Annotated in this window: 19 protein-coding genes and 1 pseudogene; 19 read left to right on the top strand and 1 reads right to left on the bottom strand. The window is 40.9% G+C overall.

The window, feature by feature from the left end:
* Nucleotides 1-33 precede the first annotated feature (33 nt).
* The gene (locus tag MKJ01_RS10095) at nt 34-612 is read right to left on the bottom strand and encodes an NAD(P)H-dependent oxidoreductase (protein WP_241613740.1); all 579 of its coding nucleotides are present in this window, start codon (nt 610-612) and stop codon (nt 34-36) included.
* Between the two features lie 750 nt (nt 613-1,362).
* Here MKJ01_RS10095 and MKJ01_RS10090 point away from each other — a divergent pair.
* The 19 genes and pseudogenes from MKJ01_RS10090 (at nt 1,363) to traM (ending at nt 20,912) form a co-directional block, all read left to right on the top strand.
* A complete protein-coding gene (locus MKJ01_RS10090) occupies nt 1,363-3,702 on the top strand; it encodes a TonB-dependent siderophore receptor (RefSeq protein WP_241613741.1) in 2,340 nt (779 codons plus the stop codon).
* 166 nt (nt 3,703-3,868) lie between these two features.
* Nucleotides 3,869-5,308: pseudogene (locus tag MKJ01_RS10085) on the top strand (PepSY-associated TM helix domain-containing protein); the annotation flags it as partial.
* 453 nt (nt 5,309-5,761) lie between these two features.
* Nucleotides 5,762-6,547 (top strand): hypothetical protein, encoded by a 786-nt coding sequence (locus tag MKJ01_RS10080; protein ID WP_241613745.1) that lies wholly within the window; start codon nt 5,762-5,764, stop codon nt 6,545-6,547.
* An 84-nt stretch (nt 6,548-6,631) separates the two neighbouring features.
* Nucleotides 6,632-7,726: a hypothetical protein gene (locus tag MKJ01_RS10075; RefSeq protein ID WP_241613748.1), complete on the top strand. Its 1,095-nt coding sequence runs from the start codon at nt 6,632-6,634 to the stop codon at nt 7,724-7,726.
* Nucleotides 7,723-8,088 carry a plasmid mobilization relaxosome protein MobC gene (gene mobC / locus MKJ01_RS10070; RefSeq protein ID WP_241613749.1) on the top strand — a complete coding sequence of 122 codons (366 nt, stop codon included), beginning with the start codon at nt 7,723-7,725 and terminating at the stop codon, nt 8,086-8,088. Before MKJ01_RS10075 ends, mobC begins: the two co-directional genes overlap by 4 nt.
* Nucleotides 8,085-9,539: a relaxase/mobilization nuclease domain-containing protein gene (locus MKJ01_RS10065; protein ID WP_241613750.1), complete on the top strand. Its 1,455-nt coding sequence runs from the start codon at nt 8,085-8,087 to the stop codon at nt 9,537-9,539. Before mobC ends, MKJ01_RS10065 begins: the two co-directional genes overlap by 4 nt.
* Nucleotides 9,540-9,554: 15 nt before the next feature.
* Nucleotides 9,555-10,205: a ParA family protein gene (locus tag MKJ01_RS10060; RefSeq protein ID WP_241613751.1), complete on the top strand. Its 651-nt coding sequence runs from the start codon at nt 9,555-9,557 to the stop codon at nt 10,203-10,205.
* A gap of 20 nt (nt 10,206-10,225) precedes the next feature.
* Complete coding sequence (locus MKJ01_RS10055; RefSeq protein WP_241613752.1) at nt 10,226-10,813, top strand: hypothetical protein; 588 nt, start codon at nt 10,226-10,228, stop codon at nt 10,811-10,813.
* A gap of 116 nt (nt 10,814-10,929) precedes the next feature.
* The gene (locus MKJ01_RS10050) at nt 10,930-11,250 is read left to right on the top strand and encodes a DUF4134 domain-containing protein (protein WP_241613753.1); all 321 of its coding nucleotides are present in this window, start codon (nt 10,930-10,932) and stop codon (nt 11,248-11,250) included.
* A 3-nt stretch (nt 11,251-11,253) separates the two neighbouring features.
* The gene (locus MKJ01_RS10045; protein WP_241613754.1) at nt 11,254-11,568 is read left to right on the top strand and encodes a hypothetical protein; all 315 of its coding nucleotides are present in this window, start codon (nt 11,254-11,256) and stop codon (nt 11,566-11,568) included.
* The gene (locus tag MKJ01_RS10040) at nt 11,543-14,614 is read left to right on the top strand and encodes a TraG family conjugative transposon ATPase (RefSeq protein ID WP_241613755.1); all 3,072 of its coding nucleotides are present in this window, start codon (nt 11,543-11,545) and stop codon (nt 14,612-14,614) included. Before MKJ01_RS10045 ends, MKJ01_RS10040 begins: the two co-directional genes overlap by 26 nt.
* Nucleotides 14,601-15,254, top strand: a complete 654-nt coding sequence (locus tag MKJ01_RS10035; RefSeq protein ID WP_241613756.1) for a hypothetical protein — start codon at nt 14,601-14,603, stop codon at nt 15,252-15,254. Before MKJ01_RS10040 ends, MKJ01_RS10035 begins: the two co-directional genes overlap by 14 nt.
* Before the next feature lie 10 nt (nt 15,255-15,264).
* Complete coding sequence (locus MKJ01_RS10030) at nt 15,265-15,951, top strand: hypothetical protein (protein WP_241613757.1); 687 nt, start codon at nt 15,265-15,267, stop codon at nt 15,949-15,951.
* A 2-nt stretch (nt 15,952-15,953) separates the two neighbouring features.
* Complete coding sequence (locus tag MKJ01_RS10025) at nt 15,954-16,619, top strand: hypothetical protein (protein ID WP_241613759.1); 666 nt, start codon at nt 15,954-15,956, stop codon at nt 16,617-16,619.
* Nucleotides 16,620-16,624: 5 nt separating this feature from the next.
* Nucleotides 16,625-17,455, top strand: coding sequence for a hypothetical protein (locus MKJ01_RS10020; protein WP_241613761.1), 831 nt, complete (start codon nt 16,625-16,627; stop codon nt 17,453-17,455).
* 2 nt (nt 17,456-17,457) lie between these two features.
* Nucleotides 17,458-18,702, top strand: a complete 1,245-nt coding sequence (locus tag MKJ01_RS10015) for a hypothetical protein (protein ID WP_241613762.1) — start codon at nt 17,458-17,460, stop codon at nt 18,700-18,702.
* 3 nt (nt 18,703-18,705) lie between these two features.
* A complete protein-coding gene (gene traK, locus MKJ01_RS10010; protein ID WP_241613763.1) occupies nt 18,706-19,320 on the top strand; it encodes a conjugative transposon protein TraK in 615 nt (204 codons plus the stop codon).
* Between the two features lies 1 nt (nt 19,321).
* Nucleotides 19,322-19,675 (top strand): hypothetical protein, encoded by a 354-nt coding sequence (locus MKJ01_RS10005; RefSeq protein WP_241613764.1) that lies wholly within the window; start codon nt 19,322-19,324, stop codon nt 19,673-19,675.
* 34 nt (nt 19,676-19,709) lie between these two features.
* Nucleotides 19,710-20,912: a conjugative transposon protein TraM gene (gene traM / locus MKJ01_RS10000; protein ID WP_241613765.1), complete on the top strand. Its 1,203-nt coding sequence runs from the start codon at nt 19,710-19,712 to the stop codon at nt 20,910-20,912.
* Nucleotides 20,913-20,914 lie beyond the last annotated feature (2 nt).

Raw genomic sequence — 20,914 nt, 5'->3', positions numbered from 1 at the left:
ATAATATTTTATCAAAGAATAAGTTTAGAAAAATTAACTTTGTCTGATGCCCGCCGATCTTACTTTCTCAAGCCAAACTTTGCGCTGATGGTCATTGGAGGTTTTAATGATTCCGATGTAGGTAACTTTTACCGGTTTTATCCCACAAAATTGTAAAACCGATTTTTTGAGCTGATTTACACTCGGCCTTCCGAACATTAACCTGTAATATAAGCCCGGTTGATCCAATGTTGTAATAATATGCGCTGTCCTGCCTTTCAGGAGTTTGTCCCACCAGACAGAATTTTCTCTGTACTTAAAGGCGCGTCCCGGCAAAAACAACCTGTCAACAAATCCCTTCGTGATCGCAGGTAAGCCTCCCCACCATACAGGATGGACCCATACAAGATGATCTGCCCAGATGATCTTTTCCCAAGCTTCCGTAAGATCAGGTTCCAGTTCCATTATTTTCTGATATCCGAACTGAAGGTTAGGGTTAAAATTGAGCTCCGCAATAATAATTTCCTTTACTTCAGCGCCGGATTCAACAGCTCCCTTTTTATAGGCTTCAGCAATTCCAAAATTAAAAGATGCTTTGTTCGGATGGCCGTTAATAATCAATATTTTTTTCATGGTTTTAATTATTTGTTTTTAAATATTTTTCTCCAAAAAAATCTTATCAGTGTCTTTTTAGCACATGATCGCAAGTGAAAGCAATACGCTGATCCTGAAGGTCCCATTTTGATATTTCCATTTTCACCAGTTCTCCATACTTCTTGCTGATATCCCTTAACGAATTGCCTACTGACTTCCGGAGATATTCGCTATCACTCGATCTATGCTGGCCTAGAAGATCAATAGCGACTTCAGGATGCGTTTTGAAATAAGGCCCGACCTACCGCCTCCGTAAGAATACCGTCCTTTGAGATAGATCAGGTTGACGGTAGCATTGAGCTTCAGCGCATTACTGAAAATCCCGATGACCGATGTTGGAGAATAGATCGGTTAATTGACTTCCTGTTCTGACATATCTCGATTCACTTCTAATAGATTCATAGCAAAGATATTGTTATTTACGACGAAATAGAAGTTCATAGCATCTGGCAGTTCCGACATTTCTATGACCTATGATCGGTGGATCAGGCCGATTGAAGATCCTGTTCATTGCCTGATCACTTTAAAAGGGACCAATAAGCATCATGATCCGACAAGGCCAGGTATCTGTGGCCGACCGCTCCGAAAGATAACATAGATTGAAATGACACTGGATTGACAAGGAAAACTGTATCCACCAGTATTGCAGATATCAACAGAATATTAAATTAAAACTATTATTAATTAGAATAAATAAAAATTATATAAATTTGCCGAAAATTTTAAACTATGAATAAAGCAGTAATTCCTTGTTTGCTTCTATCGGCATTTCTAGGTGCTCAGCAAGCGAATGATTCATTGAAATCAAAAGATATTGATCAGGTCGAGATCATTGGCACTAGATCCGTGATTGCCGATAAAAGTGAATATGTGGGAAAAATTCCATTAAAAAATCTCGAAAATCCCCAGGTCTATACAGGAATTACCAGCAGGCTTATTACACAGCAAAAAATTTATGATCTGGAAGATGTCGTGCGCTATGCGCCGGGACTAAATAAATCAAATGATGGTTGGGCAGGCAATATTATGTACGGCGGAGCCAGTTTCGTGATGAGAGGTTTTTCCACTCAGATACGTGCAACCAACGGATTGGCAAGTGACATCGCCTTACCAACGGATGTTCAGAATGTTTCCAGGATAGAGGTGATAAAAGGACCGTCCGCCACCTTGTTCGGAGGTGTTGTCACAACCTACGGAGGATTGATCAACAGGGTCACAAAACAGCCCTACAAGGAACTGAATGTTGCTACAGAGGCCAGTTTCGGTTCTTATAATTTCCAGAGAGTCGGCCTGGATGTCAACTTACCGGTAAATCAGGAAAGAACGCTTTTGTCTAGGCTCAATGCATCCTATACCAATCAGGGAACTTTTATGGATAATGGAGGGTATGTAAGAAATGTTCTGGTTGCCCCATCATTCTCCTATCAACCCAATGACGATCTGAAATTCACGGTCAATACGGAAATATTCAGCACTCAGACCGCCGGAAAGGTAAACGCATATATGTTTTCTATCCTTCCCTCTTCCGTGAAGCAGTATCTGCAACAGATCCTGACCGGTCAAAATGTTCCACAAGCCAATATAGACCATATCTTATGTCAGTTACCTACCACTGTAAAGGATGCTTTCGGCACTAACAATGTGAATGAAATTGGTCTGGACCGTAAACGTTCTTTTACCAATAAGAATATGACTTCCGGCTCCAAGGGATTTAATATTAATTTCGAGGCAGAATACAGGATAAATCCACAGTGGAAATCGGTGACAGCAGGCATTTTCAGTTCGGGATCAGATGAAGGGTATGAAAGCAGGCATATCATATTACCCAATATGGTAGAGGCCATTCTTACTTCGTTTCCGACAGGACAGATCAATTATGGAACGGCTGGCGCAGATTATATGGCCAGAACTTCAAGAAAATATGAGAGTTCCGTGGATGCGCACGACATCCAACAGAATTTTGTGGGAGATTTCAATATAGGAAATCTCAGAAATCGCATGGTCATCGGAATCGATTATTATCATTACAATGGTGTTTCCAACTGGCGTAATTATACCGGGAAACTATTCACAGTTCCCTATGAGTCTATTTTCGATGTCGTAAAGATCAATGGCGATAATCCAAATTACTACGATTTTGAACGTTATGCCGTAGATAAATTATTACAAAACAATCAGGCAAAGAAGACAACTTATGGCAACAATACGAATATCTACAGTGCTTATGTAAATGACGTGCTTAACATTACTGAAAGCCTGCTTTTCAATGCCGGGGTGAGATATGACCGCTTCAATGAAAAAGGAAGTTATAACGGAGTTACCAATACCTGGGATGGCGGCTACAATCAGACCGCATTTTCTCCAAAATTTGGTATCGTCTACCAACCTGTCCTGGACAAGGTCTCCTTATTTGCCAACTACCAGTCCGGATTTAAAAATGTTGCCGGAACAGATGAAAATAATAATTCTTTCAAACCTGAGCACGCCTTCCAGTGGGAAACCGGTGTCAAGTTTGCCTTCTTTAAGGGGCTGTTCACAGGAAATATGAGCTACTATAACATCATTGTCAATGATAAGGTAAGAACAGATCCTGACAATATATTCTTCAGTATACAGGATGGGACTCAAAGAAGCAAAGGCTTTGAAGCGGAACTTTTAGGTAATCCCATCCCTGACTTCAACCTGATGGTGGGATATGCCTACAACGACAGTAAGATGACAAAGGCAGATCCTTCAATAGAAGGACTTAGACCGGCAGGTTCCGGACCCTATAATCAGTTCAACATCTGGGGCCATTACCATTTTACCAAAACGTTCCTCAAGAATATGAGTGTCGGTGCGGGAATCAATTATGTGGGGGAAACATTTGTGATGAACCAGAATCCTGATGGAGCTTTCATAGCCCCTGCCTACTCTCTGGTCAGTGCGAAAATATCCTATGACGATCCGAAATATAGTTTAGGGCTGCGTGCCAATAATCTGCTGAACGAAGAGATTTGGACAGGAAACTGGTCCGTAACGCCTCAGATGCCCCGTCAGATCATCGCAAGTATCGCCTTGAAATTCTAATTATACTGCATCAATAATGACCGGTGGGCTTTATCAGTAAATTTCATGGTCTTTTATACTACTCACTATTATGCTTTTGAAAAAAATACGATCGCTCCGATTTAGGAAATTAAAAAAGATACAATAGGCATACCATCAGAAACGATGGTTCGGGAAATGGCATCTTTACGTAGGTATCTTTGCCGGATTTATATTGGCCATCGTAGGGCTTACCGGCAGTATCCTTGTTTTTCAGGATGAGATCGACCAGGCATTTAACCCGGAGCTTTTTGAAGTTGTAAGAACACAAAGAAGAATTCCGATAGAAGAGATCATCCCTGTCATACGATCCAAATATCCGGGCATCAAATTCGAATATATCATGGATACCGATGAGAATAATCCTTTCTCGACCTATCGGTTCTACGGTTCCGATAATGGACAGGAATATTTTATAAATCCCTATACAGCAGAGCTGTCGGGAAAAAGAATAGCAAGCAGTGCATTCATTAGAGTTGTCACCACGATACACAGAACATTGCTTATTCCTCAGGCGGGAAGGTATATTGTCGGGTTGTCAGCGCTCTGCTTACTTATACTTACCATCAGTGGCATCCGGCTATGGTTGCCAAAAAAGATCAAGAATCTGAGAAAGAGTCTTTCGGTCGATTTTAAGGCCAGTTTCAAAAGACAGAATTATGACTGGCATAATGTATTGGGGGTGTTCAGTGCCCCTGTTGTAATAAGTCTGGCCTTGACAGGTCTGGTGATCACTTTCAACACGATGTTCATTGCACTGTTGTTTTTATTCAATGGCAGGTCACCACAATCTACAGCTTCTATTTTCGGTTCCAAATCAAAGGTCATCCCTTATCAGAAACCATTGTCCCCTAAACAACTGAGTGAAAAGATATATAAGCTATTCCCAGATAGCAAAATAAAAGGTATTTCTATTCCAAAAGAAAAGAATGGATCCTATCGTTTTGATGTATACAAAGATGGAATACCGAAAACAGGAGAACGTATGCTATTTATCGTAGACCAGTATTCCGGTAAGATCCTAGTCAACAGTGAAACTGATTTCCCCAATACAGGGAAGTCATACCTAAGCTGGGTCACCCCTATTCATTATGGGACTTTCGGCGGATGGCCTACCCGTATTCTGGCATTATTGGGCAGTTTGATTCCTCCGGCATTGTTTATTACAGGGATCATCATCTGGTGGCCAAGATATAAGAAACAAAGGAAAAGCAAGACCTTCGGAACAGCTGCGGTAAAGGTTTCAAAAGAAAGATCGTTTGAAAACTTAAACTTCAGTTTTTATTTCAAAAACGGAGTTCGTTATGCATTGGTAATATTGGGATCATCATTGTTGTGTGGAGCTTTGTACGGACTTATTTCAGGGATTGTTACTGCACCTGCATTTTTTATGGCTTACTACATCAGCATGATCGTTGTCGTTAATTTCATCATCTCTGTGATCTGCTATCTATTCCGTTTGATAGGATTGCTTTTAAAAAAAGAAGGAAAATTATTAATGAGATATTTTGCCTATTCACTTGGTTTTGTGATTGTATTTATACCTTTGATCATAATTTTAAATGTTTTTGATATTAAAGTTTTCTAGTGAATATTCCTTAATGGAGCACTTGCATAGTACATTTGCAGTATCAGTCTAAACTAATAAATGTTACTGTTTGCCATTAGGAATATCAATGTCCTCCTAAGAACTTTTGTCTGGTGTAACATCCGATTTTTGATGTCGCTTATCTTTCCATTAAGCTAGATAACAACTGCCAGAACATCATCTAACCTTTCACCCGCCTGACGCACTACAGCGTAGATCACATCAACTGTGATGTTCTCGGCCTTATCACAGCTTGCCTTTTTCAAAGTCAAAAAGACCTCGGAACTCTTTTTTTTCCTGAAACAAGCTATTAGATTCCATATTATTCTTTTTTAATCTCCACGGCCTACAGAGTAATCCAGATTCTTCTTATTTGATCCACTCCCCTCTAACACTATTGTTTTCAATGTTTTAATGCTACAACTTTGCAACAGAAATCTTAATCAAAAAAAGATGAAAACACTTCTTTACTTTTTCTTTAGCCTTTTAACGATATCCGTCTCGGGGCAGGTCGGCATCAATACACCAGATCCCGAAGCTACCTTGCAGGTCGTCGGAAAACCTGACGACCCTAATCATTACGATGGTATCATTCCACCAAGCATCACCGGTGATCAGCTTTCAAAGAAAATCTATTCCATCTCAAAGAAGGGTGCACTACTATTCGTAACACTTCCGCCTTACATATTGTCCGGGCAGGTCATCAACATTTCAGAGCCTGGGCTCTATTATTTTGACGGCAAACTATGGCAACCTGCAAAAAACGATCAGAAGGTAGAATATCAAACGATCCTTATTTTTGACCGTAATACAGACAGTCCACTTACGGCATCTTCCAAATGGAGTGAGCCTGTCAAACTTTGGGACCATAAGGACACTTATCCTACCTCTACGAAATTCTACAGTTTGGGAACAAAAAAATTTGGTGGCTTAGAGGGAGCAGTCTCGTTCAAAAAAATTGACGGGATCATCAATGTGAAATTTCTGGTTTCACGAACAGCAGGGTCCGAACCTGTTTCAGATGATGCCATCATGAACATTTCTGATATCTGTAATGAAATAGGATACTTCCCTACTGACGTCGCCTGGCTCCATACGGAAAACTCCACAGCCCTGATGTCCGTTTTTCTGCAAAACAATTCAATTCATATCCCGGCATCAACTTTAAATGCCATAACTTCCAATACAGTGGGCGAAGCCAAAGGATATTCAAGCTGGACGAAACCTCATTTAAAATAAGCCAATACAAAATGCTATCAACAGCATTTCGAAAAATGATGAACGATTCTAAAAACACAATAAACCTTAACAAAAAAACAAACAATGAAAAACAATTTCCTAACCTTACTTTTTGCACTGGTCACTGTTAACCTGTTTTCACAGGTCGGTATTAATACACAGACACCAAAAGCTACGTTGGAAGTGGTCGGAAAACCAAATGATGCAAATCATTTTGACGGCATCATTCCGCCACGCATTACCGGTAATGAATTAGCAGCAAAGACCTATTCAGCGGCACAAAAAGGAGCTTTCGTATTCGTGACCTCTCCTGCAACCAATCTAACCGGACAGGAAGTTCACCTGACAAGATCGGGACTGTATTACTTTGATGGACAGCAGTGGCTTGAGATCTCTAAAGACGATCCACTGGAAGCGGTTGCACTAAGAGGCAATACTTCCACGGTAGAACTTGTCGTAAAGGATTTCCTTAAACTCGATTTTGACCAGAAAGAAAATTATATCCTGGGAAAATCCAGAAGTCCGATCACCGGTGAATACAATACCATCGTGGCAACAGATTCCAATATAACCTCCGGCAAAGGGAACTCAGCATTTGCTTATGCTATGTCTCAGGGAAAGGTGACTGGGAAATTGAATTACGGAGCGGGCGTATCGGCACTGAACGGTATTGCTAACGGAACCATATCCGGCAACAGGAATATTGGTATAGGACCCGGCGCCATGTCATACATCACTTCGGGAAATGATAATATCGCCATTGGCTATTTATCCGGAACGGGAAACCGCTCAGGGTCGAACAATATCTTTATTGGTGTGGGAGCAGGAAGCCCTGCCGTCGGAGATAGAAGCGTCAGTAACAAGCTGGCCATTCATTCTACGCCTGTCACTACAAACCAGAATGGTTTTTGGGATAGTATAACAAATAACTATACTGATTACAAATTTGCCCTTATCTCAGGCGATTTTTCTGAAAGATGGCTGAATATCAACGGCAAATTAAGTGTAACGCCCTCACAAATGCCCAATGCAGACGGAGATTCTGCCTATACAAAGAAAGTAGTGGCAAAGTCCGATGGTTCTTTTGGTTTCGCTACTGAAGTCATTCCCCCGCCACCAGCCGTTGGAACCTACGTCCTGAAAAGTGTGAACGGCATTCCGAGTTGGAGCTCACCGTGAAAAAAGATGGGAATACGAATTCTGAAGTGATCTTATTCCGTATTAAAAACGAAACAAAAGAGAACTGGAAACAAACATGTAAGGAACGAAATATTTCCTTGACCAGCCTGATCATCGATTCTGTAGAAAAAAGGCTTATGGATGATGAGAGAAGAAAGGTTCTTGAGTTCATTGAAAAACAGGATAACATCTTTGTAAAGATCGAAACCAATGTCAATCAGTTGGCAAGAGTGGTTAACGGACAGAAGTTCATCTCGGAAAGTCAATTAGAAGTATTTTCCGCACAGCTCACAGAAATAGCAAAACTGAAAGCACAGCAGAATATAATATTTGAAAATATTTACGCATTACTTTCAAAATGATCGTCAAGCTCATGAAGCCGGCAGGAGAAAACTTTCCCGGAGTAGATTACAACGATAAGAAGATAGATAAAGGAAAGGGAGAACTGATGCTGATGAAGAATTTTCCGTCATTCATCGATCAGGACAGTGGCAAGCAACAGGTCAGGGATTATCTCAAAGCGGTATCGAAAAGCAAGAAGGTACAAAAACCACAATTCCACGCGGTGATATCCACTAAATTTCAGGAGCATAACAAAGAGGAACTTGCAGCGATCAGCGAGGATTTTATGGATAAAATGGGTTACGGACAGCAACCATATATCGTGGTTTTTCACCATGATACGGAGAACAATCACATCCATATTGTTTCCACAAGGGTGGATAAACAAACCGGGAAAAAGATCGATGACAGCTACGAAAAGCTAAAAGCCCAAAAAGCTTTGGCCGAAGTGATGGAAAAACTTTACGGAATCAATGAAGAGGAAAAATTTAATCAACTTTTAAACTACAAAATTGGCTCTTTTCAGCAGCTGAAAACTTTGCTCAACAGAAATGGTTACCAACTGACCGAAAACGCAAATGATGGAAAATCCATTACCATTTCTAAAAACGGCATTGTGCAGCGAAGGATCTCGGCAGATCAAATTGTTTTCAGCAATAAGGAAAGCGAGAGACGGATCAGGCAGATCAGGGCCATTTTTTCAAAATACAGGCAGCTATACTCAAACAAAGTGTTTAGAGTAGATGATTACAGAAAACAGGAAGCCATGCTTCCCATAGAAAAACTGAAAGATCATTGGAAACCGGAAATCGAATATGAAAGTGAGCTACAGAAAAAACTAAGAGACTCTTTCGGCATCGACATCGTATTTCATCATAAGGATGATCGAATGCCTTTCGGATACACGTTGATCGATCATAAGACAGCAACAGTTTATAAAGGCAGTGAGATCATGAAGATGGGGGAATTGTTTGAATTCACTTCTGCTACGATGGATAAAAGGATATTTGAACAGCTGAAAGATTATAGCATTCCCAATGCGGAAACCAAAACGATAATGCTGAAATATCTGAAAGAAAGATACCCTGGAAATGAGCTGAACGATTTTATGCTGTTTGAGAATAAAAAGCTGAAGAACAGGGAAACATTCAATGCCATCAGAAGTGATGTAAAAGAATATCTTAAAAGTCAGGGTGGAGATCAAGTCAGTCTTTTAAGATCCGAGAAAGGAAAATATTACGCGATCCATGCCAGGTTTCACTTTGTCGGAGAGCTGCAATCTTTGGTCGGCGAACAGCAGTATCAAAAGTTTCTCAACACTGTACTGATCGATGAAAAACAGCCTGAAAACAATACCGAAAACGAGCTAAAGCAAGCGGTCAACAAAATGATTTTTGAATGGATGAAATCTTCCGGAACAGAAAAAGACCCGTCCGAGAACGAATTGAAAAAGCGAAGAAAAAAGAGATAAAAAACAACAATAAAGATGATTATCACCTTTGGAACACAAAAAGGAGGAACAGGCAAAACCACACTTGCGATTGCTTTTGCCAATTATATTTCGGGAATATCTGAAAGAAAGGTCAATGTGTTCGATTTTGATTTTCAGAAATCTTTCTATCACAAATGGATCGAAGATGAAGAATCAGAACTGCCTAAACTGTATGAAGTCAGGATTATTGATGAGGACAATGAACAGCCTTTCTCCGATCTTGAGCATCTGATCGAAATGAAAGAAAGCGATGATATCAACCTTTTTGATCTTGCGGGAACGTTAGACGCCCGGTATAGCGACCTTCTGATCTACAGTGATTTTATTGTGATCCCATTTGAGTATTCCAACGTCTCCGCAAAATCGACGCTGGTCTTTATCAACTTTTTGGGATTGCTTGAAAGCCAGGCAGAGCGAATATTCATCCGTTCCAAATATGACAAAGGCTATAAATACCATAACCAGGAAGGAATGGATGCTGAGATCCTTAAATACGGCATCCTGTTGAAAAATCCTGTGTTCAAAAGGAACTGTCTTCAAACCATTGATACGAGAAAACTGACCTATGAACAGAAATATGCGGTCAAACATCCTTTCAATGAACTGATCGATCACATCAACCATACACTTGAAATTAACATATAACGATTTTAAAAACACTTAAAATGATCAAAATATTTCTTATCATCCTGGCCATTTATCTGCTCTATTACGCAGGAAATATTGTCTACGACCTTTTTCTGAAAAAGGATGGCCTCGCCAAACAATCTGAAAGTGAAGAATATGCCCTTACAGCTTTTGCAGAAGAGAATACAAATCAAATAAAAGCAGTCAGCATCGATGATGTGGAGCATCTCAATACACCCGCTTCATTTAATAAGAAGGAACTGTTTTCTACAACTGACGAAGAATTTGATGAACCGCACGATTTAGAACACTGGCGTCAGAAATTTGAATTCGAGCAGGATATAGATGCATTTGAGACCAGGCCTGAAAATAATAGACATTCAACGGAAATAAACGAACTCAAGGAATACCATTCGGTTGAACAAGAAAATATTCATGGCGATGAGATAAAAGAGTTGTCAGCAGCTCCTTCTGAAAAAGAAGATAATGTTCAATCCAAACACAAGAAAGAAGATCCTGCTTTAAAGCTCAAACAACAATTCAACCAATTCCTCAACCTTGCCGAAACCCAGGTCCAGGTCCTTTCAGACCGTGATGGCTTTAAGGTCTACCATTCAATGATCTAAAAGAAACCCCAAGCTTTTAAATCTTCAGATGATTCGCTCCATTGAGCCGGATAGCACACCTCCTATGCCCTTTTCTGAACTAAAAAACACAATTCAAATATAAAATCTCAAGTATTATGAAACACAAATGCAAAAGTTATCCAACAACGAAAAAATTATACACTGCGGCACTACTTCTTATGGCGGTCACGCCCATGCTGGCACAGGGCGGGGCAACAGCCATTTCCAACGCAGCCAATGACATCAAGGACTATTGGGATCCTATCAAGCTGATCTTAAAGGCTGTAGGGGGACTGGTCGGTTTCATCGGTGGTCTGAGAGTATACAACAAATGGACAAACGGCGATCAGGATGTCAACAAAGAGATCCTTGGTTATGGAGGAGCGATGATCTTCCTCATCGTTGTTCCTGAATTTGTAACCTCATTCTTTGCCTAAGTTATGGGTTTCTATTTATACAAGGGGTTGAAAAAGCCTCTTGTATTCTTCGGGCTTAAGGGAAAGTATATCATTTATGCGATTGGAGTGATCGGTGCAGGTGTTGTTGCCGCACTGGTCTTATCCAAATTCGGATTGCTAGGCTCTTTGATCGGGCTTGCTGCTACCGGAGGTGGCGTTTATCTCATCTTCAACAGGCAGGACAAATACGGACTCTACAACAAGACCAAAAACTTTGATCAGATCTTGATCTTCCCAAAAAGATTAAACAACAAAACATTTTTAAAACGAAATGAAACCGAAAAAACAAATATTTGATATTCCCTTTATCGGCTATGATCACGGAAAAGATCACGGTTGGAACTTTGATGTACTTTTCGGACAGTATGGGAATCCCATTATCGGTATCAAAATAAAAAATACTGTGGAGCAGTATTCTGCAGATCCCGATAATTACCTGAACTTCCATACGGTTCTTAATCAGGTCGTGTCGATCATCGGTGAGGGAAGGATCGTTCAGAAACTCGATATCTTCAGCAAGAAAAAATACAAGGCAGAACCATCAAATCAATTTTTACAACAAAAATATTCAGAGCATTTTGACGGACGACTTTTCAAAACCATTGAAACGGTGCTTTTCTTCACGGATATTGTTGATGATAAACTTAAAAAGAAAAATAAGCACTACAATTTTTCCGAAAAAAGCTATAAAGAACTTCGGGACAAATGCCAGAAAGTATGGATGCTTTTGAAGCAAAACGAATGCGAGCCTCAATTTCTGTTCGAGAAAGATTTTGAATATTATATCTCAGGGGTTTTGTCAATGCAGTTTTCAGATATCCCAGTATTTGACAACATTAAAAGTACCAGTGAATATCTGAAAATAGGCAACCGGTTTGTCAAAAATATCTCCTATGTCGATGTGGAAAATATTGATTTGCCTTCTGAAATAGAACCCTACTCCATCCTAGGTGGAAACGGAGCAGCTTCCGAAACAGCGGTTGATAATTTTACCTTTATCAATGAGCTGGAAAACTACGAAACCATCGTTTACAACCAGGTCATTACCATTTCACTTCAGGCGCAACAGCAAAGGGAACTCGATAAGAAGAAGAAAAAGCACGAAGGTGCCGCTAACAATTCACCTTCCAATGCCATCATCGCAGAAGAAATCCAAACGCTTTTGCATAATATCGCTATTGATGGCCAACTGGTGGTCAATGCCCATTTTTCGATACTGTTTTCAACCAACACGCTGGAAGAAATGGAAGGGATACAGTCCCAGATTGAAAATAAGCTATTCACCAAAGGGATTATCATATCCAAAAATGCATATAACCAGCTGGAGCTATTTCGGGCAACAATTCCGGGCAATGCGACAGAACTCAGGGATTACGATCTATTTATGACAACAAGCGAGGCCGCATTGTGTTTTTTTTTTAAAGAAAGTTACCCCGTGAACGAAGAATCCAATTTCTACCTGCGATTTACAGACCGACAGGGCGTTCCTATAAAAATAGATCCAGCCGATCTGCCTATGAAAACGGGAAGAATTAATAACAGAAACAAGTTTGTTCTCGGTCCTTCTGGTTCAGGAAAATCCTTTATAATGAACACAATTGTAGAGCAGTATTTACCAAATAACTATGATGTAGTTATTGTTGATACAGGATACTCTTACTCTGGTCTGTGCTCATATGTAGGCGGAAGATATATACAATATACCGAAGAAAAACCGATCACGATGAATCCTTTTCTCATGGACAAGAAAGAATTCAATATCGAGAAAATTGAATTTTTGACCAATCTTATTTTTCTGATCTGGCAAGGTCCTGATGCCGTCATGTCAGCTGCCCAGAAATCTATTTTGGACAATGTACTGATGTCTTATTATCATCAATATTTCAATTCGGGAAATGATTGGTATGAGAATAAAACTTCAGAAGAGTTAATTCTTTATTTGAATAAATACAACATTCACGAAGAAGATATCTATGCTCAGTATGAAAATGAAGTTAATGAAGAGCGGACTTACTACGATGTTTTAGGAATTGCTTTCAACGCAAGTTCCGAAGAGATCAAGGATGCAGGAAGAAGGTTATTAAAATTCTATCATCCGGATAAGAACATCAATAATCCTGATTATGACAATGAAAAATTTTATACAGTCTATGAAGCTTATGAAACACTGGGTGATGAAGAGAGAAGAAGAATTTACAATGAAACTCAATTGATTCTCATAAAATCAAATGAGATCATTAAACAGGACAAAACAGAAGAAAACTGGGATGAGTCTTTTAGAAAAGCCATCATTAAAAAGATTAAAGAACTCGAAGAGAAGTTGGATGCAAAAGAACTTTCCTTCAATGGTTTCTATGATTATTGCGACAAATTTCTTCCTCTTTATCTGAATAATAAGAAACACAGTATCACAGAAAGAGAGTTCAACCTGAGAACTTTTCTATTTGTTCTGCGTGATTTTTATAAAGGCGGACGATATGGAACAACACTCAACGAATCTGCTGATAACACTTTGTTTGACGAATCATTCATCGTGTTTGAGATTGACAACGTAAAGGATAATCCCAAACTTTTTCCCATTGTGACTCTGATTATTATGGACACATTCATTCAGAAAATGAGACTCAGAAAAGATCGCAGAAAAGCGCTGATCATTGAAGAAGCCTGGAAAGCGATTGCAAGTAAACTGATGGGAGGCTACATTCTTTATCTGTACAAAACCGTCCGGAAATTCTGGGGCGAAGCTGTAGTGGTAACACAGGAGCTGGACGATATTATTGGAAATGCAGTTGTAAAAGACTCCATTATCAACAATTCGGACACTTTCATTCTTCTTGACCAGACCAAATTCAAGGACAACTTTGACCGAATTGCGGCTTTACTTTCATTGAACAAAGTGGAGCAAAACAAGATTTTCACGATCAACAATCTTAACAACAAACTTGGTAGGAGCCGGTTCAAGGAGTTTTACCTTAAACGAGGTTCCAAAGGTGAGGTCTACGGCAATGAAGTCTCCCTTGAACAATACCTGACCTATACTACTGAAAAGCCTGAGAAATCAGCCGTGGAGTATTATGTACAAGAGTATGGCAACTATGACGAAGCTTTGATAAAGATCGTCTCGGACTTAAAAGCTTTTGGTGACGGTCTTGAGAACCTGGTGTCTTTGGTGAATCTGTATCAGAAACCTCTCGACCTGAAGGTAAAGTCCTACTACCATAATTTGAAGAAAACCCATCCTGGGAAAAATGTATTCAAGGTTATCGCCCAGGAACTGGAAGAACGAAACATCAATTTCTCTGAATTAATAAATAAAAAAGAATATCAGTATGAAAACGCTTAGCCTTTTATTTTTAGGATTCTTTGGACTGCTATCTGCTCAGAACACCTACATCGATCCGACCGTAACTGCTGCGATGATCCTCTATTCGGAAAATTTGAAAGCCAAACAGAATGAAGTTATTGATGAAACGTCCAAACTAAAGGATGCCCAGACCTGGGTCGGAACCCAGATGGTAGCGGCCAATGACATTCAGAATAAGATTTTGAAAGGATTGAAAGAAGTTTCGGGAACCTTACAGAACGGGATCCAGGTACAGGAGATCTATTCCGAACTGAATAAGTGCTATACGTATTCCTCACAGGTGGTGCAGCTGGCATCACAGCATCCCCAGTATGCCATCTTTGGTACCAGGGCTTCGCAGAAAACCTACGAGCAAAGCCTGAAGATCGTAACCGATGTAACGGACATCCTGGCATCGGGAGAACTGAACCTCGCAACCGCAGGGGACCGTTATAAGATCCTGCACAATATTTCCGGAAATGTGAAGACTCTTAAGCTGTGGCTATTGGCCATCAGGCTTAGACTGGAGAAAGCCAATCGGTTGGGATTCTGGAATTCCATCAATCCTTTTGCAGGGTACATTAACACCGATAAGGCTATTGTGGATGACATTATGAACCGCTATAAAAGAAATTTTTAAAGCCTGTACAATGCAAAAGAAGATCTTCATAAGCGTATTCATTACTATCATATGTATGGTGATGATGTCTTCCGGTGGCAGCTCCACTCCCGCCTGGGAGAAAGAGAACGTTTCGTTCCCGATGATGGATCTTGAGATCAATGCGACGATGAAAGAAAACGACCGGCAGAAAGAGATGCGGCAAAAGCAAACGCTCAATGCCTCTGTGGAAACGGCCAACCAATCCCAATGGAAGAATTTCAAAGACAAGGTGACCAAGGTCCAGGACAGACTTCGTATGGTATCATTTGCAATCCAGGCTATTCCGGCAGGCGTTGCCGTGAGCAGGGAAATTACCAAGATCACGGATAATCAGACAGCGATAATCAACGAGATCAGTACTGCCCCCTACTCGATCATAGCGGTCTTGCCTTCACAAGTGCAATTTGTTGATGACCTGCAGATGGTGACCAGATTGGTGACCGGGATCGTGATCTCTTACGGCGCCATCAACCAGATGGAACAATCGGAACGAAAGGTATTACTGGATTATGCATTGGGCGAGGTTAAGTCGCTTAGTAGAAATTCAACCCATATGCTTCTGAAAATAAGGGATATCAAAGCCAAGGTACTGCGGAACAAACGAGCCTTCCAATACTATGTCAATAGGGACCGCCAAGTGGTGGAAAACATTATGAACCACATAAAATCCTTTTAGTGATGCAGAAACTAATAATACTCGGAATTTTCCTGTCTTCGTTTGTTGACATCAACAGCCAACAGATTGTGATAAACGATAAACTGCTCTCACAGATCACCGTCAATCACGGCGTACGACTGGCCAGTGAGCAGACCTTTCTGGATTCTTACAAAAAACAAAAGGAGCTCTATGATGATATCAATAATAAGACGACCCAGGTCATCGCCATTCAGGAGTATATCTATCAACAACTGAAGAATGTCAATTCCGCCCTTAGCCAAAGCAAAAAGCTGATCTACCTGTATCAATATATGGGAAAGATCGTCAACAATTCCAATAAGATGATGGACCTGTCTGCACAACATCCCGAGTATGCTGTGCTGGTTTCAAAATATTATGTTGAGATAGGTAAACAGGTCATAAAGCTCCAGCAGGAAGTTACGCAGGATATTCTGAACGAGGATAAGGATTTTCTGATGGATGCGATGGATCGCGAAATGCTGATCGAAAAAGTGTTTACGCGGGTGAGGAATATTCACGGGAACATCCTTTACATTATTATGAGACTTGAAAACGCGAGGAAAATACCGTACCTGTACCAGGTTCCGATCCTTAGGAATTACATCAACATTGACAGGGCCATCGTCGGAGATATCATCACCAAATACAAATACATCTTCAATTAAGAATTATGGAAATACTATTTAAAAAGGGGACATTCTTGCTTTTTGTATGTGTCGCCATTGCAGCATCAGCACAAATAAGTGTCAAACGACTGAACGATCCTTCGATCGTTGCCCAGCATAAGAGAATGACCTTTGAGAGCTGGGGAGACTGGCGGCCATACCCCAAATATTTCCTGGGTATCCAGACCAATTTTGCCTATGCAACGGTTTGGGGAATGTGGGCACCAAAAATTAACAGGGATTATAAGGACGGTGAAGATATCCGTCCGTTGAAGCCTACCGGAGAACAGAATCTACGGTTCGCACAACTAAAATTCCAGGAAGAGGAAGCTAAGAAGATCAAGGCTGCATCCGACACGATATACAAAAGAAGCGTTCAGGATCTGGCACATTGGACTTCGGCCACAGTTGATGCGGATCCGCTATGGTTACTGTACTACAAACGAATGCTCACGCCGATCACGGAATTTCCGGACAACCCGCAGAATTTTATCGAATGGCGGCTGAAAGATGAACCCACTTACGAGGCACTTAATACGACCGGCACCTTAAAACGATTACAAGAGGAGCTGGATCTGATCAAGGAAAAATATTCGATGTCGAGGTCGATGGATATGCCGAGGGGAAAACGTTTCATCATGTATCACGAAACCCTTATACGATGGCGAAAATTTGTGCAGGAACTCAGTAGGCATAATAACCGGACAACGCTGCTTCTGGATTATAAAAATATCCTGAACAGCCATTTACCAACTGCATTGCCAACACAATGGACACCTACCTCAGACAAAGGAATTGTTCAAAACGTGATGCAGCAATATAAACACAAATATTAGAGATGAATAAAAAATTAACTCTTTGCCTTTTGGCAATATTACTGCCGGTCATCACCTTTGCGCAGACCGATGGCGACTACAGCAACCTGCTTCAGTTTCTCAAGGGGGACGGCGCTTTTGAAAGGTGGTTTATGGAGGTCTTTACCAAGCTGGACACCAGTATTCAGGACAATGCTCAAGGTTCCGCATTGGTCGGAAGGGCTATCGGAGGACTGGGTGCATTGATGTATCTCGGCTATATGGGATGGCAGATGGCCGCCGGAGACCGGGAATGGGAAATCACCCCGATGCTTAAACCGATTCTGATCGGCTTTACTTTAGTGTATTGGACAGGATTTGTCAATCTGATACAAGCACCGTTCGAGGCCATCGCCGAACCCGGAATAGCTATTTTCAGCGATATCGAATCTGAGGTCAATGACCTGCGGGTGCAGCGGTTTAAAAAGCAGCAGCAATTGCTGGATGCCGTAATCAAGCTCAATGCCGAAGAAGATGCCAAGCAGGAAGTCATCAATAATACCTCTAAAGATGCAGATGATTCGTGGTTTGATATCAGCGACGGGATCGATAAGCTGCTACAACCTATCAAGGAATGGCAGATCAGGATGCAGTTCCAAATGCAGAAACTGGTCGCCGAGGTGATCGAGTTTGTCTGCCTCTCCATTCTTAGGATCTGTGTTTATCTGATATTCTTTATTCAGAAGATCTGGGCCTATATCCTTATCATTTTAGGTCCTATTGCAGTCGGAATGGCCCTCATTCCGGGATTTGAAAATTCGCTGTACAGCTGGGTATCCAAATTCATCAATATCAACCTTTACACGTTTGTCGCCTACACCATTATAAACATCGGGCAGCAGCTTATTGCTTCCGGCTACACGATGGAAATAGAACGCTATGACACCTTAGTCACCAACGGAACAGTGACCAATCTGGATGCCTTGATGGTCTATGTCAGTAATTCAGGAATGATCTACAACCAGCTCTTCACGTTTGTCGCTTACATCGTGACCGGTATCGGTGTTTTGATGACCCCAACAATAGCAGACAGTATTGTTTCAGCAGGCGGAGCGGGTGCGATGACAAAAATGAAAAATGCGGCAGGAAAGGTGGCAAGCAGTGCCAAAACAGCGGTACTGACTGTGAAAACAGGAGGTGCAGCAGCAGCGGCAACAGCAGCTAAATCTATTGCAACAGGTTCTGCTTCAGGGAGGGTGAGTACCGCAATGAATAACAAAAAGAAATAAAATATGTTGATAAAAAATATAGAACAGAGAATCAAGATCAATAAGATCGTATCCTTATCAGCCATTGGTTTTGCCATATTCATTGTCATTGCCGGGTTTTTCTTTTCCTATCGGATGATCCAGGATTCCCGCAGATCGATTTATGTTCTCGATAATGGGGTTCCGGTGTTGGCAAAGCAAACGGATGTGCTGTTGAACCGGCCGGTTGAATATAAGGCGCAGATCGAACTGTTCCACCGTCTGTTTTTTACCCTCGCTCCGGATGATGCCTACATCAAGGAGAATATTCAAAAGTCACTCTATCTTATTGACGACAGTGGGAAAAAGGAATACACCAATCTCAGGGAAAAAGGATTTTATAATCAGATCGTGGCTTCCAGCTCAATGGTCAGCATCCACGCTGATTCGATCAGCCTCAATATGGAGCAGAATAAATTTCAATTCTTCGGAAAGCAGATGATCACCAGAAAATCTTCAGTCATTACCCGGAAGCTGATCACCGAAGGATTTTTTGAAGACATCATCCGAAGCCCCAACAATCCTCACGGGGTGTTGCTTAAGAACTGGCGCATCATCGATAACGAGGAACTCTCCAATCAAACTAAAAATTCCTATTAAGATGAATGCTTTTATAAAAGAAACCGGACAGAAATTCCTGGACCGTGTGGCTAAAAATCCGAAAAGGTTCTTTACCTATTCGATGATCTTTCTTTCGATCTCATTTATAGGATCGCTGATACAGGGTATTTTCTTTCCTTCCCAAAAGACCTTTACCATTAAACCGCCTGTTCTTTATTCCAATAGTGGGATCAGCCAGAATACGGCTTCTGCTCAGGACACGGAAATGGAAAAGATCGTCAGCGAGCTGAAATTCCTGAAAGAAAAAAGAGACCGGAATTCTCTGCAAAAAGTAGACAGCCTCAGAATAGAGTTTCTGTTTAACCGATTCCAGCAGTTAAAAAATAGCCGCTAATAACGAAGACCTCTCATCTAAAAATCAAAACGCAATGAAGAAAATTAATTTCAAACAGAAAAAATATGTGCTGCCGCTTCTGGCTCTGCCGTTCCTGCTTCTTTTCGGGTACGTCGGTGCGGAGTTCTCGAAAGAGGATAAGCCCAAAGACAAGCCTAAGGAGCTTTCCCTTTCGCTCGGAGAAACTAAGGATTCAATTATGAATAAGAACGATGCCTACGATGCATTTTTCAAAAAAGATGATAATCGGACAATGCTTGGAGGACTGGATAAGGAACAGGACAGCCTTTTGAGTTATGATGACCAATTATCATTAGCGCAGAAAAGAAAAATTGATTCGCTGAAAGCGGTAGCGGGAAGACAAACTCAGTACACAGGGAAAGGAAATCCTTCATCCTACTACGATCCAAAGAAAAATGATGAGGATAAAGATTATAAAAGGTCGGCGGAAATGATCCGGATGCTCAATGATAAATCGTATGGTAAAGCGGAGGCGAACTACGCAACAGAAAATCCTAGGGCGACACAAAGTATCCAACCAGATCCCGTCAAATACCTGAAAGAGCAGATGCTTGTAATGGATTCCCTGGAAAAAGCCAGAGATCCGGAATACCAAAGTAAACTGGCGGCAGAACAGCGGCTCAAAGCCAACAGGGAAAAGATGGAAGATTTTCTTAGCTCCACATTCAATGTCAGTAAATCAGGAATTAACGGTGGATTCAATGCTTTTTATAAGGAAAAAGAAAATGATTTTATCAAAGCAGTGATCGATGAAAACAACAAAGGATTTTTAGGAAGCAGGATCAGATTTCGCTTGCTAGAAGACATCTTTGTCGGAAACAGAAAGATCGGCAAAGGTTCTATTTTATATGGTCAGATCTCAGGATTTTCAATGCAGAGAGTCGAACTGAAGATCATATCAGTATTTACGAAAGGCGAAATATTCCCGGTCAATCTCTCTATTTACGATCTGGATGGAATGAAAGGGCTATATGTTCCCCAAAGCGTTTTCCGCGAGATGATGCGGGAAATGGGAAGCAACTCGGTACAGGGGACACAGATGGATATGGGAGGAGAAGGATTCTTCACGAGCATTGGTTCCAAATTATTCACTTCAACTTCGAAGTCGATCGCCAATCTGATAAAAACCAATAAAGCCAAGCTGAAATACAATTCCTATGTATTCCTGATCGACGAAAAACAACTTAAAGAATCACAAACCCAGCAAAATAAATAAAC

Origin of the sequence: Chryseobacterium sp. SSA4.19 (genome assembly GCF_022601875.1) — a bacterium.
Lineage (GTDB): Bacteria > Bacteroidota > Bacteroidia > Flavobacteriales > Weeksellaceae > Chryseobacterium.
This window is presented reverse-complemented; position numbering and strand designations above follow the sequence as displayed.